Below are 16,271 nucleotides of genomic sequence, written 5' to 3' on the forward strand. Positions count from 1 at the left end.
TGCCATGGCTATCGCAGCTCAAGGCTCGGGCCTGCTCGCCCGCGCGCCGGAGCAAGCCTCCGCGCCGGCCGTGAACAAATGGGGCGTCGCCGCGGCCGTGTCGCTCGGCGCCCTTCTCGAAATCATCGACACCACCATCGTCAACGTCGCACTGAGCGACATGCAGGCCGAACTAGGCGCCACGCTCAGTCAGATCAGTTGGGTGGTCTCCGCGTACGCCATCGCCAACGTCATCATCCTGCCGCTCACCGCCTGGCTTGGTCATCGGTTCGGCAAGAAGAAGTACTTCGTCTTTTCGCTGATCGGCTTCACCCTCGCGTCGATCTTGTGCGGACTCTCGACGAGTTTGCCCATGCTGATCGCCGCGCGCATCCTCCAAGGGCTCACGGGCGGTGGCTTGCTCGCAAAAGCCCAGGCCATCCTCTTCGAGACGTTCCCCAAAGAAGAACAGGCGATGGCCCAGGGCTTCTTCGGCATCATCGTCATTTCCGGCCCCGCCATCGGCCCCACCCTCGGCGGCTACTTGGTCACCAACGTGGATTGGCGCTGGATCTTCTTCGTCAACGTGCCCCTCGGCATCATCGCCGTGGCCATGACGATGTACTTCCTCCAGAAAGACCGCCCCGAAGACCTGGTGCGGAGCAAGATCGATTGGATTGCCATTGGCCTTTTGACCGTGGGCATCGGTGCGTTCCAAGCGATCCTCGAGGAAGGCAACGACGAGGACTGGTTCGAATCGCGCGCCATCGTTTTCGGCGCCATCGTGGCGGTGGTCGGGCTCACGGCGTTCGTCGTGCGCGAGCTGCGGTCGAAGAACCCCGTCGTCGACCTGCGGGTGCTTCGCTACCGCTCACTCTGGGCGGGGAGCATCTTGTCCACCGTGCTCGGGATGACGCTCTATGGTGCCATGTTCGCGGTACCCATCTTTGCGCAAACCTGCATGCATTACACATCCCAGCAAACGGGCATGTTGATGTTGCCGGGCGCCATCGGCTCCGCGGTGACCATGATCTTCGTCTCCAAGTTGGTGACCCGGTTCGATGCGCGGGCGCTGCTGGCCTTCGGCGCGGTGGTGCTCATCGGCGCAGTGTTGGCACTCACCCGATTGACCCCCGACACGGCGGAGCGCGATCTCTTTTGGCCGCTCATCTTCCGCTCGGTGGGCTCGGTGCTCATGTTCATGCCGCTCAGCATGGCCACCCTGGGTCCGATTCCGACGAAGGACGTCGGCACGGCCACGGGCTTCTACAACCTGACGCGCCAGCTCGGTGGCAGCATCGGTGTGGCCCTCCTGAGTACGTTGCTCACGCAACGGCAGCAGTTTCACCGGGCCATGTTGGTGGAAAGCATCGTCCCGAGCAACGTGATGACCAACGAGCGGTTGCAAGGGATGACGCAGATGTTGGTCAACCGGGGTATTTCGCTCGAGGACGCGAAGCAAAAGGCCCTTGGCTTGCTCGATGGCATCGTGGCGCAGCAGTCCGCGGTGATGTCATTCGGGGACACGTTCTGGGCCACAGCCGCACTGATCATCGTGTTTCTGCCCTTTATTCTCCTGCTCGGCAAGCCGGCCAACAAGGGGGGGGCGCAAGTTTCGGGAGGCCACTGAGGAAAGAGGGTCCGTTGGACGTGAAGAAAAGTTGAGTTAGGCTCCGGACCCCTTTTCTGAGTACGAAACCTTCCCACAACTGCAGGCCAACAATATGACGCAGCGGCCGATCAAAGAATCCAAGGGCAAGTTACTCGTCTTAACTCCGGGCATGGGCGCCGTGGCGACCACGTTCTTCGCGGGGGTGGAAGCCGTCCGACGCGGAACCGCGCTTCCCATCGGGTCGGTCACCCAAATGCAGACCATTCGAATTGGTCCGCGCTCGGAGAACCGCAATCCGTTGATTCGCGATTTCGTGCCGCTCGCCCCGCTCGATAGCCTCGCGTTCGCCGGGTGGGACGTCTTCCCGGACGACGCGTTCGAAGCCGCGTCCCGCGCGGAGGTCCTGCGCCGGCACGATCTGGAGGCTCACAAGGAGTTCCTCCATTCGATCAAGCCGATGAAGGCCGCCTTCAGCCGCGACTACGTGAAGCGCCTCGACGGCCCGAACGTGAAGACGGCGAAGAACAAGCTCGAACTCGCCGAGGAAATCCGCCAGGACATCCGCAATGCGATCGCGCAGCACAAGGCGGACCGCGCGGTGATGGTGTGGTGCGGCTCGACCGAGATCTACCTGGAGCCGGCCGAGTGCCACCGCTCGCTCGAGGCATTCGAGGCGGGCCTTCGCGCGAACGATCCGGCCATTTCGCCGTCGCAGCTTTACGCGTACGCGGCGATTCAAGAGGGCATTCCCTACGCGAACGGCGCGCCGAACCTGTCGGCGGACTTCCCCGCGCTGGAGGAGCTCGCGCACGCGAAGAACGTCCCCATCGCCGGCAAGGACTTCAAGACGGGGCAGACCCTGGTGAAGACGGTGCTCGCCCCCGGCCTCAAAGCGCGTTCGCTCGGCCTCAAGGGCTGGTTCTCGACGAACCTGCTCGGCAACCGCGACGGCGAGGTGCTCGACGATCCGGAGAGCTTCAAGGCGAAGGAAGTGACCAAGTCGGGCGTGCTGGATTCGATCCTACAGCCCGAGGTCTACCCCGAGCTTTACGGTGATTTGTTCCACCGCATCCGCATCCACTACTACCCTCCGCGCGGCGACGAAAAAGAGGGCTGGGACAACATCGATATCACGGGCTGGCTCGGCTACCCGATGCAGATGAAGATCGACTTCCTCTGCCGCGACTCGATCCTCGCCGCCCCCGTCGTTCTCGACCTGGCGCTCCTCCTCGACCTCGCCGGCCGCGCAGGCCGCAGCGGCGTCCAAGAGTGGCTCTCGTTCTACTTCAAGAGCCCCCACGTCGAACGCGGCCATGTGCAAGAGCACGACCTGTTCCTGCAACATCTCCGCTTGAAGAACACCCTCCGCATCATGGCCGGCGAGCAACCGCTGACGCACTTGGCAGAGCACGACGAGTAAGCCGCCTCCTCGCAAAAAGACCGCTACAGATTGGGTCCGGATCCTCGCGAACCATGCCATATGGCGAGGATTCGGATCCCTTCTGGCTCGAGGAGCTCGGGTGCCGCTAACCTATTCCCGCGCCACCAACGGTCGATTCGTTCGGCTTCGCGCGAGGCACGAATCTCGAAACGAACGCGAAGAGGCTCCCTCATCGCGCGGGGCGCGACAAGCGGCGAAGCAGATCTTCCGCAGGCTCGTCGGTATCGACAGGGGCACTAGCTCGTGCATCCAACTCGTTGGCTTCGGCTTCACTGACAGCGAAGACGTCTTCATCGTCCGCCGGAATGACGACGAATCTTGCACCCTCGGGCAAAGGAGTCGGCTCATCGAGTACGATGTGGCCATTGCGAACGTGAGCTTTGAGCGGTGCCATGCCTCGGTCAGCGTAGCTCCGGCAAGCCCGAAAGGCCATCAGGCGTCACCGAGCGCGATACAGCCGCAAATCGCCGGCTTCGGCTTCGAATACGAATTTGCGTGTGAGCGTCTCGTGCACCGCTGGCGCGGCGGGGATGCTTGGCAGGGGGCCTTCGGCGAGGACGCATTTGGCTTCCGGGCGCTCGATGTCCGCAACCCAGGTGGAGGCGGGGAGACGGCCCGCCGAGATGAGCGCGTAGGTCTGGAAGAAGGGGGCGAGAACGCGGTCGTTGGCCATGTACTCGATGCCGGCGCCGTTCGAGAGGATGACGTCCGACGGCTGCGTGCGGCAGGTCGCGCGGGCGCGCTGCACGAGCTGGGTGCGCGCGGGGAGCTTTTCGAAGGCCTCCAGCACGCCCTCGGCCGAGACATAGGTCAGCCAAATCGCATGCGCGATGGCCAAGGCGCCGAGGGCTTGGGCGGTGCGCGCGGACCAGGCGGGCCACGGTGCGTGGGCCACGAGGATGACGGCGCCCAGCGCCGGCTCCATCCAGTAGTTGGACGCGGCGCCCACCTTGGCGAAACAAAAGAGCATCCACGCGAGGTTCACCGCGACGGCGAAGAACGCGATGCGCACGCGCGGATCGCTGCGCCCGCGCCAGCCCATCACCAGCACCAAGGCGAAAGGCCCGAGGAAGAGCAGCCGCCGGCTGACTTGGTCCCACCAAAGGTCGAGCCGGAGCTCCTGCCCCACGGAGAGACGCAGATGGTCCAGGAACGTCCCGTCGCTCGACGTGTACAAGATGCAGGCGACGGGCACACTCACGGCAAGCACCCCGGAGAGCGGCGGCCAGATCCGGCGCACCAGTGCCGCGACGGAAAAGGGACGCTCGAGCAGCAGCGCCACCGCCACCCCGGCGCCAAGGCCGAGGACATTCGGCTTCAACCATCCCGCCAACGCGAAGAGCGCCCCGCAAAGCGCCCCCGCATGCGCGCGACGCACCGCGAGCAGCAGCGCCAGGGCGGCCAAGCACACCGCCGCGGTGTCGGGCCGCGCGCACACCGCAAACGTCGCGAGCAAATGGCTGCCCATGAGGTAAAGCGCCGCGATGGCCACGCCGCGCCGCTCACGACGCGCCGCGGTCCGAAGAACGAACATCAGGGTGCCCAGCCACATCAGGCCGCTCACGACGCGACCCAACAGCGGCGCTTCCTTGGCGGGCAACCACGAAAGCACCCAGGACCAGAGTGGCGGGTAAAGCACGTACGCACGGGTCGGGTACGGCCCTTGGTCGAAGGCCCCGACGAGCGGATCCGTGTACAGCGGCAGGCGCATCCGCAGCCGCGACGCTTCGGTGAGGATCTCCCCTTCCCCGTCCAGCACGGGGCGGTCGCGCAGAAGCGCCACCAAGTACGCCGTCGTCACGACGCTCGAGATGATCAAGATCGCCACGGCCATGGCCCAGAGCCATGGCGTCGAGGTGAATGTTTTCCAGCGGATCCGCACGAAGGCGGGGCGGCAACCTACTTCGTGGTGCGAAATGCCGCAATGGTTCGTCGCAAACCTTCGCGCACGTCCACCTGGGGCTCGTAGCCGATCAGCGCCCGCGCCGCCGAAATATCCGCCAAAGAGTCGCGGACATCGCCCGCGCGATCGGGCCGGTATTCGGCCTCCAGGCGCGTACCGACCTCCTCGGCGACGTACCGCACCAGCGCATTGAGCGATGTCCGCTCGCCACAGGCGATGTTGACCACTTGGCCCGTCAACGCCGAGTGGCTGTCGGCCGCGCGCAGGTTCGCCTGCACCACGTTGTCGATGAAGCAGAAGTCGCGCGTCTGCTCCCCGTCGCCATAGATGATGGGCCGCTCACCCGACAAGGCCGCGCTGATGAAGTTCGGAATCACCGCCGCGTACTGACTCTTTCGGTCTTGGCGCGGGCCGAACACGTTGAAGTAGCGCAAGCTCAACGTCTCGATGCCGTAGAGGCCCGCGAAGACACGCAGCAGCTGCTCGCCGGTGAACTTCGCGACCGCGTACGGCGAGAGCGGAACCGACGGCATCGTCTCCACCTTCGGCAGGGTCTTCGTGTTGCCATAGGCGGACGAGCTCGCGGCATAGATCAGGCGCTTGACGCGCTCGTGGCGCGCGACGTCGAGCACCACGGTCGTGCCCTGCACGTTCGCGAGCACGCTCCGCTGCGGATTCTCCACCGAGCGCGTGACGGATGGGATGGCCGCCTCGTGGAACACCACGTCGACCCCGCGCATGCAGCGCGCCACCACGTCCGCGTCAAGGATGCTTCCCTCGATGACCTCCACCTTGCCCGAAAGGCTTTCCACGTTGGCGCGGCGCCCGGACGAGAAGTCATCCAGAATGCGTACCGTTTCGCCACGCGTGAGCAAAGCCTCGGCGATGGATGAGCCGATGAAACCGGCTCCCCCGGTAACGAGATACGTTGGCATTTTTTTTCTGTCGCTCCGAGGTACTGCGACCGCTCTTGTTTTCTGCCGGCCATATCAGATGACCGTGCTTCACGGCGGGTCGCAAAATTTCGTTTATTTTCGACGCAGCTAAACCATTGGAAAAATTGCAATTGTGAAGCGGAACCACGAGGCAGAGGACGATATCTAATGATTTTAACGGAGGGATCAGCGCAATCCGTTGCGCTGAATCCAGCATCTATATCTGCATGCCCCCTCCCTCCCCTGAGGATGCTTCCGGACTCTTCGGAGTTTTGAAGCAAGCCTTCCGCATCACCGCATCGCAATACCGCGATTCGGTGTCGGGCCAGTTCGTTGCGCTCGCGCCCCCTCGCGAGCTCACGCCCCGCGAGAGAATGGAGCGCGCCCGCGTGGTGGCGCGCAGAGCCGCTACCTACTGGAAGAGCGCTGCCGCGCTTTTCGTCCTCGGTGCCATCATCTCCATCGCCATCGCCGCGAACCTGACGCGCATCTATCGCTCGGAATGCGTCGTCCTCGTCCGCCCGGCCATCAGTACCGGCGAGCGCGAAGAGTCGCCGTCCGAGCGCGCCATGAAGCTGGCGCCGAAGCTCAAAGACACCCTCCTGACGCGCACGCGCCTGGAGCCCGTCATTCGTGAGTTCAACCTCTATCCGAAGACGGTGGAATCGAAGGGGATGATCGACGCGGTCGAGGAGATGCGGCTGCACGTGGGCTTCCGCGGGCGCGACAGCGAGACCTTCGTCATCTCCTTCGAGGACGAAGACTCCGAGCGCACCCGCGCGGTCACGCAGCGACTCGCCGAGTCGACCATGGAGGAGTTTCGCAAGGGCAACCTGAGCACGTCCAAACAACAAGCCGACTTCCTCGGCGTGGAACAAAAGCGCGCCGAAGAAGCGTTGGAGAATGCGAACCGGCAGCTCGCCACGTTCCTCGCCGCCCACCCGGAGTTCGCCGCCGAAACGCGGCAGGGTGGTATGGGCGGACAACCCGGTGCCGGCTTCGGCGCCGCCGTGCAGCAACCGCCTCTGATGCCTGGCATCGTAGCGGCCCAACACTCGACCGATCCACAGCTCGCCTCGCTCTACCGTCAGAAGGCGCGGCTGGAAAACGAAATGCGCGCGCGTGCGAACCCAGGCGCGGCGCCGACGGTGAATGACAGCGTCGCCAACCTCGCCAAAGCGCGTGACGAGGCAGCGCGACGGGCCGCACAGGCTCAGGCGGACCTGGCGGACAAGGTGACGCGCTTCACGGATCAACACCCCGACGTCATTGCTGCGCGATCCCAGGTCGACGCGGCAGCGCGTACGCTGCAGGCCGCCGAGGCCAACCTCGAGGCCGCAAAGAAGGGTGACAACAAAGGTCAGGCCGACATCGCACAGGTCGCGCCCGATCTTCAGAAGCGGGTGGAGGATGTCCAACGGCAGATTGCGCAACGTCAGGCGGAGGTTGCGAAGCACGGCCCTGGTTCCTCTTCGGCTTCCGCGGCGGACACCGCGAAGACCGCTCCCGTTGCCGAGCCGACGAACCCGCTGGTCCTCCTGGAGACCGAGTGGCAACGTCTCTTGCGCGCCACCAGCGATGCGAAGTCGTCCCACGACGATCTCGCGCGCCGCATGGATCGCGCGAGCCTTCGCGCAAGCGCCGCCGAGGCCACCGGCGATGCGCAGATGGAAATCATCGACCCCGCGTACCGTCCGACGCGCCCCGCGCGCGGTGGCCGGACCAACGCCGCACTGATTGGCCTCAGCCTTACGATGTTCCTCGCCGTCGGATTCGCCTTTGCGCGGGTCGCGACGAATGACACGCTCATCGATGCGTACGACGTCGAGCTCCTCCGGATGCTCCCGGTGCTCGGTACGATCCCCAAACTTCCACCCTCTCCGTCGAGCTCCGTGGAACCCCCGGCTCCTAGAAACTCGGTCCGTTCGGAAACTGCGCCGCCTCCCAGGCCTTCTGGGAGTGGACCGTCGCAACCGCCGAACGGAGGAGGCAATACATGCTGATTGAAGATCCCCCCCGAACTTTGGTCCTGTCTCGAAATGAAATTGCCCAGGCAGTGCACGGCGCGGAGTCGCCCGTGCGCGTCGTTCCAGCTTGGGCGACCCCCCCCGATACACACGTTCTCATCATGCTCGGCGAAACCGCCCCCGAGGCGGCCGCCTCGCTTCGCGTCATCCGCCACCGGCTCGAACAGCGCCGCTCCGACGGCATGTGGGTCTTTGGTGTCACCAGCCCGCGCGATGGCGAAGGCAAGAGCACGTTTTCTGCCCAGCTCGCGCTCGTTCTGAGCGAGTCGCAGCGCGCACGCGTTCTTCTGATGGAGGCCAATTTCCAGAGACCGACGATCGCGAAAATCTTGGGCTTCCGCGTTCCGGAGGGCCACGGATTCTCCACGCAGCTCGCGCGCAAGATGCGCGGCAGCATGGAGCCTTGGACCGTGGTGGCCCTCGGCCCGTCGCTGCACGTCCTGGCGGAAGAGACGGGTGCGCACACCTTCCCGGAAACGTTGCACTCTACCCATTTCCAGAACGTGGTCGGGTTCCTCGGCCGTGGTTACGATTACGTGGTGGTCGACGGTCCGAGCATCCTCGGGTCGGGCGATGCCAACGTGGTCGAGAACGCGGTGGACGGCGTCATCGTCGTCGCGCAAAGCGCGAACTCGCGCGGTGCCGACGTGCGCGAAGGGGTGAAACAGCTCGGACAGCGCAAGGCGGTGGGTGTGGTTCTCTGGGATACCGCCGGCGGTCGCAGCGGCAACATTCGACGAAGTATCTCGCCGTGACCTAGAGCCCACATGCTTCGCGCTCTTTGGCGGAAGGGGCTTCATCGGTGGGTGCCCGGCTGGCTTTTGCAGCGGGGGCGCGCGAACTTGCGTCGCGCACCCTTCGCGCATGACGCTTCCGGTCTCGGTGACAAGGGTGTGAAGCACCTTGTCTTCGCCGTTTGCGATCATTATGAACCATTGCACGGAGACGTCACGTTCGAGCAGGGTCTCGAGCGGGTCATGACGTGGCGGCGGCGGTACCCGGAGATGGCGCGTCCTTTTCGCGACGCGAACGGGCGCTTGCCCCGTCACTCCTACTTTTTTCCCGGTGAGCAGTACGATCCACGCTTCGTGGAACCACTCGCCGAAATGTGCGCCATGGGCCTCGGCGAGGTGGAGGTCCACCTTCATCACGACGGCGACACACGCGAGACCTTGCGTGCCGCCCTGGAGAAGACTTTGCGCGATCTGGATGCGCACGGCGTGGTGCCGCGCCATCCGCAGGGCACGCCGGCGTGGGCCTTCATCCACGGCAATTGGTGCCTGGCCAACGCCCGCCCCGATGGCCGCTGGTGCGGGGTCGACGACGAAATGGAGCTCCTGTACGAGCTCGGATGTTACGCCGACTTCACCTTTCCCAGTGCACCCGACCCGTGCCAGCCGCACGTGGTCAACGCGATTTACTACCCGCGCGGTGACGTGCGCCGGCGGCGTGCTTACGAAGACGCCGAGCTCGCACACGTCGGCACGCCGCGCCGCGATCGTCTCTTGATGATCCAGGGGCCCCTGGCACTCGCCCGCCGGCCGGGACCGCGCGCACTTCGCCCGCTTCGCATCGAGGGTGGTGCCCTCGACGCCCGCGATCCGCCGACGCCGGAACGCCTTCATACGTGGGTGCGCCAGGGCGTGTCCGTCAAAGGACGCCCCGATTGGATCTTCGTCAAGGTGCACACGCACGGTGCACCCGAGGACAACGCCGAGGCGGTTCTCGGCCCGAAGATGGCGGCACTGCATACCGCCCTGCGCGAGCACTACAACGACGGCACGCGCTGGAAGCTGCACTACGTGACCGCGCGCGAGATGTTCAACGTGGCCCGCGCGGCCATGGACGGAAAGGCGGGCTCGCCCGCGCAGTACATCGACCATGAGATACCGGCTCCTCCCCGCGCACGCTCCGCCACAAAGTTGGCCCACGCGTCCTGAATGGACGAGGGTCGGCGGATGCAAGACTTTGCCAGTGGATCTGCCTGCGCCGTGTGCGGTGAGCGCGATGCTCGCGCCTTGACCAGCCTGCGTCTCGCGGGCGGTGAGCCGGTCGTCGTCTGCGGCACGCACGAACTGATGCACCGTCGTGCCTCGCGCACTGCGCGCAGCATCGAAGAACTCCGCGCGCTTCTCTCCGAGCGCCGCAGGCTCGCCGATCGGCGTGCCCCCAACCCCGACGAGCTCGCCGCTGCGCTCACGCACGCGTTCTCGCCCGACCGCCGCGCCACCGACGACCGCCGCACGGGGTAAGGCTCTCAACGTACGGCGAGGGAGGCGCGCCATCGGCCGAACCATGAGCCGGTGAGAACGTCGAGGGCGGCCTCGGCGTCGCTGAGGCGGAGGCCCGTCTCCAACGATTCCGAGGCGTCGGCCGCGGAGAGGTGGGCGTCCACCCATGCCCGCTGCCACTGCCCCAGCAGCGTGAGCACGCGGGCGGCAATGCGGGCACGGGCGTCGTGACGCTCGAAACGAATGCGCTCGAACGCGGGCTCGTCGTCCGCGTAAAGGATGCGATCGAGCCGCCACGTGAGGCGCGCCTCGAGCCATAGGTTCGCGCCGGCGCTGTCGGTGGTGCGCGGACCGCCCGAGGCCGTGGAATCGATGCGGGCGCTCTCGTCGAAGGCCCGGGCCACGCGCATGCGCGCTTCGGGAAACAAGGCGCTCCACCGCGCCCGCGTGGCCATGTCGTCCATTCGGCCATCGCCTGCGCCGAGCCCGGCCGAGCGCCAGGCCGCGAGAACCGCGGCCCTCGCCACGTCGCGCGTGACCGGCAAGCTCGCGGCGGAAAACGTCCCGCTGGGCGCCATCGCCGCGGCATTCTCCAAGCGTGGAGGGTCCGTCCGGCGGTGCGCCAGGCGGTCGAACGGCAGCTCCAACGTGGCGAGCGCACCGAAGTCGCGCGTGTGCCCGTCCACCGTATGCGCATAGCCGCCGAGCGAGAGCCAGCTCGCACCGCGGTGCTTGGTCACGATGCGCTCCACCGTGTCCGGATCGATCTCGGGCTCCGGCCCGGCAAACGACTGTGCAAACGCCCGCGTCGGAAGAAAGAGCAGGGCGACGAAGAGCAGCAAGCAAATGCGAAGGGGTTCGGGGGAAGTCGGCAGGTCCATGCCCGCGCGTTAGAACAAGCCGCGTGCCGCCCGCAGCCCCCGCAAATTACCGGGACTTCGCACATCCCGCCCCGTCCGGGACAGATCGAGGCCTGTCCCGGACACCCACCCTTACGGCTCGGGTTCGAAGATGACGTTGTCCAATCCGAGCTGGTACGCATTGAAGCCCCCGCCGCCCGAAACATCGACCGCACCGAGGTTCAACTCCACGTGGTCGACCTGCGCCATGGCGCTGGACGGCACGAGAATCGCCATGTTCTTCGGCTCGCCGCCGAACGTCACGCGCAGGGTCCCCAGGTTGTTCGCGGTCGCTTCCAGATTCGACTCCAAGGCCACGTGGATCCACTGCCCGCGCACGTCCTCGGCTTTGCCCACGTTCCCCTGGAAGGTCCCGTCCTCGACGAGCACCTGCCGGCCCGTGTCGCTCGGAGGCGCAAATCGAAGCTGCAACGTGAAGCAATTCCCGCCCCCGGGTCGCGGGCAGAACGACAGCTGCGTGGCCACGTACGACTGACTCCCCAGCTCCTGCAGGCGCAGTTCGAACGACAGGCGGAAACGCTTCGTCGCAGGCAAATTCGTCGTCACGAACGCATGCTCGGCGTCCGCGCTGTCGACGAACAAGAAATTCGGAGGCGACTTCGCTGCGAAGGGGGACCCACTTCGAACCTGCACACGATCCCCGTCGCCGCTCACGGCCCATTTGTCGTCGCGCGCGTTCGGCGATTTGTCGAAGTTCGAACAGAACGCCCGCTCCGAAACCCCCGGCGCGCAGCTTTGGCGCGCATCCGCGCCGGCATCGCCGCCAGCGTCCACGCCCGGGCCGGCGTCTCCCCCCCCAGGGACGTTCGTGAAGGTATCGCCGCTGCAGGCCATCACGCCCGCCACGACGGCACCGATGACGATTCCAAGAACACCCGCCGCCCGCATGCCCCAACCATATCCGCGAGCGGTCACGGCGTCTCGTTCGCTGTGCCGGCCACGGCCGTCTCCGCTTCCGACGCATCTTTATTCGCGGCAAACTCGCGCGGCTTTGGCTTCGCGTTCCACACCCGCGTCGCGAGCAGGAGCCCAGCGAGTGCCGCGGGCGCCATCACCAACGGCCACGCCCACCAATTCTCCGTCACCTTCGCCGCCGCATCCTTGGGCAAGGCCTGGCCCAGCACGTACGCCTGCAGCGCCGTTCCGAGGTACACGAACCCGTCGATCAAGCCGACGGCCACGCCCACGTTCTTCTTGCCGCCGAAGTCCATGCTGGCCGTGCCCGAAAGCATCCCGTGCACGCCGATGATGCAGAGGGACATGAACACCACCAGCCAACCGAGCAGCGGTGTCGTCAGCACAGCGAACATCCCGCCCGTGCCCAGCACCATGCCTCCATACAGCACCGCCGACACCGGCCCACGCCGCGACTGAAACACCCGGTCCGAAATCAGCCCGGCAAACACACCCCCGAGAATACCGGCGACGCAGGTCATCATGCCCCAGTGGCTGGCCACGAAGGCCTTCGCGATGCCCGTCTCCTTGGCCATGATCGGGTACCACTGCATGATCGCGTTGCGCAGGTAGCCGCTGCAAAACTCGATCAGCGCGATGGTCATGATCGCCGGGTGCTTCAGCATCCGCAGCCCCACCTGCCACACCGAAAGCCGCGGCCCGTCATCGCCGGACGACGCGTCCGCGGTGTCGAAATCCGCCTGCCCCGCCTGCCCTGGCGTGTCGCGCACCAGCCATGCGTCGAACCCGGTCAAGGTGAGAAGTAGGAGCGCCGGCACGAAGAACACCCAGTGCACGGGCGCGTGGTCCACGATGAACTGGCCCCAGTCGTAGGCGAAATAGACGCCCAGCGAGATCAAGATGCCGAAGATACCCCCGAAGGTCCCGCGCTCGCGCAGGTGAAACCATGCGGCGTTCACCTTCACGATCGACACCGCACCAAAGCTCTGAAAATACATGTTCAGCGCGTAAAGCGGCGCGAACACGGATACGAGCGCGTGGCGGCGGCCCGACAGGAGCACCGCGCCCATGGCGATGTTGGAGACCGCCGCGCCCACCGCCGAGAGCATGATCGTCCGTCGCCCGCCCCACCGATCCGTGAGCGGGCCGTTGAGGAGGAAGGCCACCCCGTAGACCGCCGTGCCCACAGAAAAGATCGTGCCGAAGTCTTCCTTCGTCATGACCTGCCCGAGCGCGTTCTTGCAGACGGTCAGGTTGTACCGCCCCATGTAGAGGAAGGAGTAGGTCAGCCCAACGGGAAACCAGTTGAGAAAACGCCGGTGCCGGAACTCAGGCGAGTGACCGAGCTCCACACGGGGCAACCGCAACGTGACCACGGCAATGACGCCGAGAAGGATCACGATGGGCAAGAGCTCGCTCATCGCACGGCTTGCTTGAGGCATTACACCCCATACTACCTCTTGCGCCGGCCTCGCGGACTGGGCGACGCTAGGGTCCGATGCGCCACGCTGACCTCCTGGCCCAGATCCCGCTTTTCGAGGGGCTCTCCGACGAGGACCGCGAAGAATTGGCCGGGCGCATGATCGAGCGCCACTACGCGCAGGGCAAGGCGGTCTTCGCGAAGGGGGAACGCGGGTTCAGCATGTACGTGGTCCTCGCGGGGCGCGTGCAGGTCTTTCTCCCGGCCGAATCGCCAGAGGCGCCGCGCGTCGTGCTGAAGGACATGGGCTTCGGCGAGTACTTCGGCGAGCTCTCGCTCTTCGACGACAAGCCGCGTTCGGCCAGCGTCGAGGCCACCGTCGATGCCACGCTCCTCGAGCTCACGCGCGAGCACCTCGGCGAGCACTTGATGAAGTCGAAAAACGCGGCCATCGCCATCCTGAGCGACATGGCCGCGCGCCTGCGCGAAACCAACGAGCTACTCGGTCAGCGCGCCGCGAAGGACGTCGTCAAGGAATTCGAGGGCAACCTCACCTGGGGCCAACGCCTGGCGGACAAGGTCGCCGAGCTCAATGGGAGCTGGGCCTTCATCCTCTTCTTGCTCTTCCTTTCCATGGGGTGGGCCCTCTTCAATTCGCCCACCTTCACCGGCAGGCCGTTCGACGAGTACCCGTTCCAGTTCTACAACTTGTTCCTCGCCATTCTGGTCGCCCTTCAGGGGCCGCTCATCGTCATGAGCCAGAATCGGCAAACGCTCAAAGACCGCAAGCAAGCGGAAACGGACTTCCGGGTCAACTTGAAGAACGAGGTTGGCATCGAGAACCTGATCCGCGACCTCAGCGTCTTCCGCAGCGAGACGTTGAAGCGGCTCGACTACCTGGAACGCCTTGCCCGAACCGATCGCATGCGAACCGAAGTGCCCAACAAGAACGCGCCCGGGCAAGCCGGCGCACCGTGGGTCGACGCCAACGAAAGCCGCTCGCGCAGCGTGAAATAGTCGCGCCAGCCTGGCTTAGAGCTTGCCCGCCTTTTCCCGCGCCAAGCGCTGCTTTTCGGCCTTCTTCTTCATGATGTCCAGCGCACCCTGCACCTCTTGTTCGGTGAAGGGAAACGTCGCAAACACCGCCTTCTCCTCCTCGAGAGCCTGCTCGATGTCGCGCTTCATCTCCTCGGCGCGCCGCACCCACGCCGACGAATCGAGTTGTTGCTCGCCGAGGATCAGCGTGCGCTTCGTCATGTCGAGCCCCTTCTCCAGGAGCACGCGGTAGCGAAGGTGCATGATCGCGTAGAAGATCGACTTCTGCTTGTCCGTCTTGGTCAGCAACGTGGGCGGGATGGTCATCAAATCGCGGTGGAGACGTTTGTACATCTCGCCCACGCGGTAGCCGCTCATGGCAATCCAATGCGCATCGACGGAGCGCATCGCGTCACCGTAGGCGGCCTGCGCATCGAGCAAACCTTGGCAGCGGGCCTCCATCTTCGGCAAAAAATCGGGTGACACGGCGGCCGCCGAGGGAACCTCGCCATTCGGCAGCGGCTTCACGAATTGGATGCGCTCCGAACGCACACGCCGGATTTCTCCAAGCGCAAATCGCAATTGCGAGGCCGCCACGGGCAGGCGCCCGGTCATGCCGTAGCGATGCTCCTCCACCAGATCGAGCCCGTTTTGCACATCGATCATGGCGCGCACGTCCTCACCGGCCTCGATGCGTGCGAGCCCCCGCGCGCCGAGGCCCGTCATACGGTCGACCGGGTCGAGATCTTCGCGCGCGAGCAGCACCTCCGCCGAATCGCCCAAGTCTTTCCACTGCTCGAGGTACACATCCAGCGACAGCACACGCAGCCACGCAGGACGCGCCACCTTGTCGCGCGGAAAGCGCTGCGCGGTCTCGCGAAAGCGATCACGCGACCGCTCGCGATCCTCGAGCCCCTCGTAGGCGCTCGCCAGATCGTAGAGCACGGACGGTGCCAACGACTCCTGCGGCGGAAGGCGCACCAACGTTTCGAAGATGTCGGCCGCCTCGCGCCAACGTTGTCCGAGAAGCGCCCGCTCACCACGCTCGAACAGCTCTTTTTCCGAGCCGTCCAGGGTGGGGGTCACAATCTGTGTAGGCACACGAATCGGAGGCGGAGGCTGCGATGGCGGCGGCAACGACGGTGCGGCGCAACCGGTCAGACATCCGAGCCCGAGCGTTCCCAACGCCGCAGCGCGGCGCCAAAATGGCAGTCTTTCCATGGGAATACGAATCATGCTCCCCGCGTCAACCCCACGAACACATGGTGAGTCTGACGCAAAGCGCGAGCGCGGTCATCCTCCCAGTACGTTCGGCCAACGAGAAAGGAGCTGGAAAAGATGCTGCCATCTTCGAAAGAGATCGGCGGCGCGGCCGGGCTTTGGGTTGACGTCGCGCTATATTGTCTTAGCGTTTTGGAATCACCGCCAGGAGGACCCATGAAGCGAATGGTTCAGAGCTCCGTGAGCGATTTGGAAGCACAGACGCGTGAACTCGAGCAGCAAATCCACAAGCTCGAGCGCAGGGGGTTTCATATGACCCCAACGGAGCAGGAACAGGCGATACGGCTCAAGAAACTTCGCCTGGTCACCAAGGATCGACTCGCCTCAATTCGCTGACGAAACACGTTCGAGTTACGGCCCCGTACGCACGCCATGCAGGCCGGCCAGGTTAGGCCAGTTCAGGCCAGTTCAGGTTGGGTGGTGCGGCGGGGTCTCGGGCGTCTCAACAGTTACCTCCGATGAGCTCCGCGTTTTCCCTGAAACGGCTGACACCTGGTCAGCAGAGTCAGGAAAAATAGAGAGAGCTGGAGGATAGATTTACGCCGGGGGTGAATTGACCGGCGCGTGGGTGC

At 65.2% G+C, this 16,271-nt stretch carries 14 protein-coding genes; 8 read left to right on the forward strand and 6 right to left on the reverse strand.

The genetic code is table 11. The features are described from left to right. Positions 1-4 precede the first annotated feature (4 nt). Together LVJ94_39945 and LVJ94_39950 are read left to right on the forward strand one after the other, a co-directional pair. Positions 5-1,609 (forward strand): DHA2 family efflux MFS transporter permease subunit, encoded by a 1,605-nt coding sequence (locus LVJ94_39945; GenBank protein ID WXB03068.1) that lies wholly within the window; start codon positions 5-7, stop codon positions 1,607-1,609. Positions 1,610-1,703: 94 nt separating this feature from the next. After that, positions 1,704-3,011, forward strand: a complete 1,308-nt coding sequence (locus LVJ94_39950) for an inositol-3-phosphate synthase (protein WXB03069.1) — start codon at positions 1,704-1,706, stop codon at positions 3,009-3,011. A gap of 460 nt (positions 3,012-3,471) precedes the next feature. Here the strand turns inward: LVJ94_39950 and LVJ94_39955 are convergent, their stop codons facing one another. Beyond that, positions 3,472-4,914 carry a hypothetical protein gene (locus LVJ94_39955; GenBank protein WXB03070.1) on the reverse strand — a complete coding sequence of 481 codons (1,443 nt, stop codon included), beginning with the start codon at positions 4,912-4,914 and terminating at the stop codon, positions 3,472-3,474. Positions 4,915-4,931: 17 nt separating this feature from the next. After that, the gene (locus LVJ94_39960; GenBank protein ID WXB03071.1) at positions 4,932-5,870 is read right to left on the reverse strand and encodes an SDR family oxidoreductase; all 939 of its coding nucleotides are present in this window, start codon (positions 5,868-5,870) and stop codon (positions 4,932-4,934) included. Between the two features lie 272 nt (positions 5,871-6,142). On the opposite strand from LVJ94_39960, the gene LVJ94_39965 reads away from it, so the two are divergent. The 4 genes from LVJ94_39965 to LVJ94_39980 all read left to right on the forward strand — a co-directional run bounded on the left by LVJ94_39965 (position 6,143) and on the right by LVJ94_39980 (position 10,149). Then, positions 6,143-7,873, forward strand: a complete 1,731-nt coding sequence (locus LVJ94_39965; GenBank protein ID WXB03072.1) for a hypothetical protein — start codon at positions 6,143-6,145, stop codon at positions 7,871-7,873. Between the two features lie 125 nt (positions 7,874-7,998). Further along, positions 7,999-8,652, forward strand: coding sequence for a CpsD/CapB family tyrosine-protein kinase (locus LVJ94_39970; protein WXB03073.1), 654 nt, complete (start codon positions 7,999-8,001; stop codon positions 8,650-8,652). Between the two features lie 138 nt (positions 8,653-8,790). After that, positions 8,791-9,837 (forward strand): hypothetical protein, encoded by a 1,047-nt coding sequence (locus LVJ94_39975; protein ID WXB03074.1) that lies wholly within the window; start codon positions 8,791-8,793, stop codon positions 9,835-9,837. 78 nt (positions 9,838-9,915) lie between these two features. Further along, positions 9,916-10,149 carry a hypothetical protein gene (locus tag LVJ94_39980; protein WXB03075.1) on the forward strand — a complete coding sequence of 78 codons (234 nt, stop codon included), beginning with the start codon at positions 9,916-9,918 and terminating at the stop codon, positions 10,147-10,149. Between the two features lie 5 nt (positions 10,150-10,154). Here the strand turns inward: LVJ94_39980 and LVJ94_39985 are convergent, their stop codons facing one another. The 3 genes from LVJ94_39985 to LVJ94_39995 all read right to left on the reverse strand — a co-directional run bounded on the left by LVJ94_39985 (position 10,155) and on the right by LVJ94_39995 (position 13,384). Then, positions 10,155-11,009, reverse strand: coding sequence for a hypothetical protein (locus LVJ94_39985; protein WXB03076.1), 855 nt, complete (start codon positions 11,007-11,009; stop codon positions 10,155-10,157). A 111-nt stretch (positions 11,010-11,120) separates the two neighbouring features. Then, positions 11,121-11,963: a hypothetical protein gene (locus LVJ94_39990; protein ID WXB03077.1), complete on the reverse strand. Its 843-nt coding sequence runs from the start codon at positions 11,961-11,963 to the stop codon at positions 11,121-11,123. Then, entirely contained in the window at positions 11,960-13,384 is a 1,425-nt protein-coding gene (locus tag LVJ94_39995) for an MFS transporter (protein WXB03078.1), read from the reverse strand. Before LVJ94_39995 ends, LVJ94_39990 begins: the two co-directional genes overlap by 4 nt. A 77-nt stretch (positions 13,385-13,461) precedes the next feature. On the opposite strand from LVJ94_39995, the gene LVJ94_40000 reads away from it, so the two are divergent. After that, the gene (locus LVJ94_40000; GenBank protein ID WXB03079.1) at positions 13,462-14,400 is read left to right on the forward strand and encodes a DUF1003 domain-containing protein; all 939 of its coding nucleotides are present in this window, start codon (positions 13,462-13,464) and stop codon (positions 14,398-14,400) included. 15 nt (positions 14,401-14,415) lie between these two features. On the opposite strand, the gene LVJ94_40005 is transcribed toward LVJ94_40000, so the two are convergent. Further along, positions 14,416-15,654, reverse strand: a complete 1,239-nt coding sequence (locus LVJ94_40005) for a hypothetical protein (GenBank protein WXB03080.1) — start codon at positions 15,652-15,654, stop codon at positions 14,416-14,418. Between the two features lie 201 nt (positions 15,655-15,855). On the opposite strand from LVJ94_40005, the gene LVJ94_40010 reads away from it, so the two are divergent. Then, on the forward strand, positions 15,856-16,035 hold the full coding sequence (locus LVJ94_40010; protein ID WXB03081.1) for a YdcH family protein: 180 nt from the start codon (positions 15,856-15,858) through the stop codon (positions 16,033-16,035). Positions 16,036-16,271 lie beyond the last annotated feature (236 nt).

The sequence above is a fragment of the Sorangiineae bacterium MSr11367 genome, from assembly GCA_037157805.1.
Lineage (GTDB): Bacteria > Myxococcota_A > Polyangia > Polyangiales > Polyangiaceae > Pendulispora > Pendulispora rubella.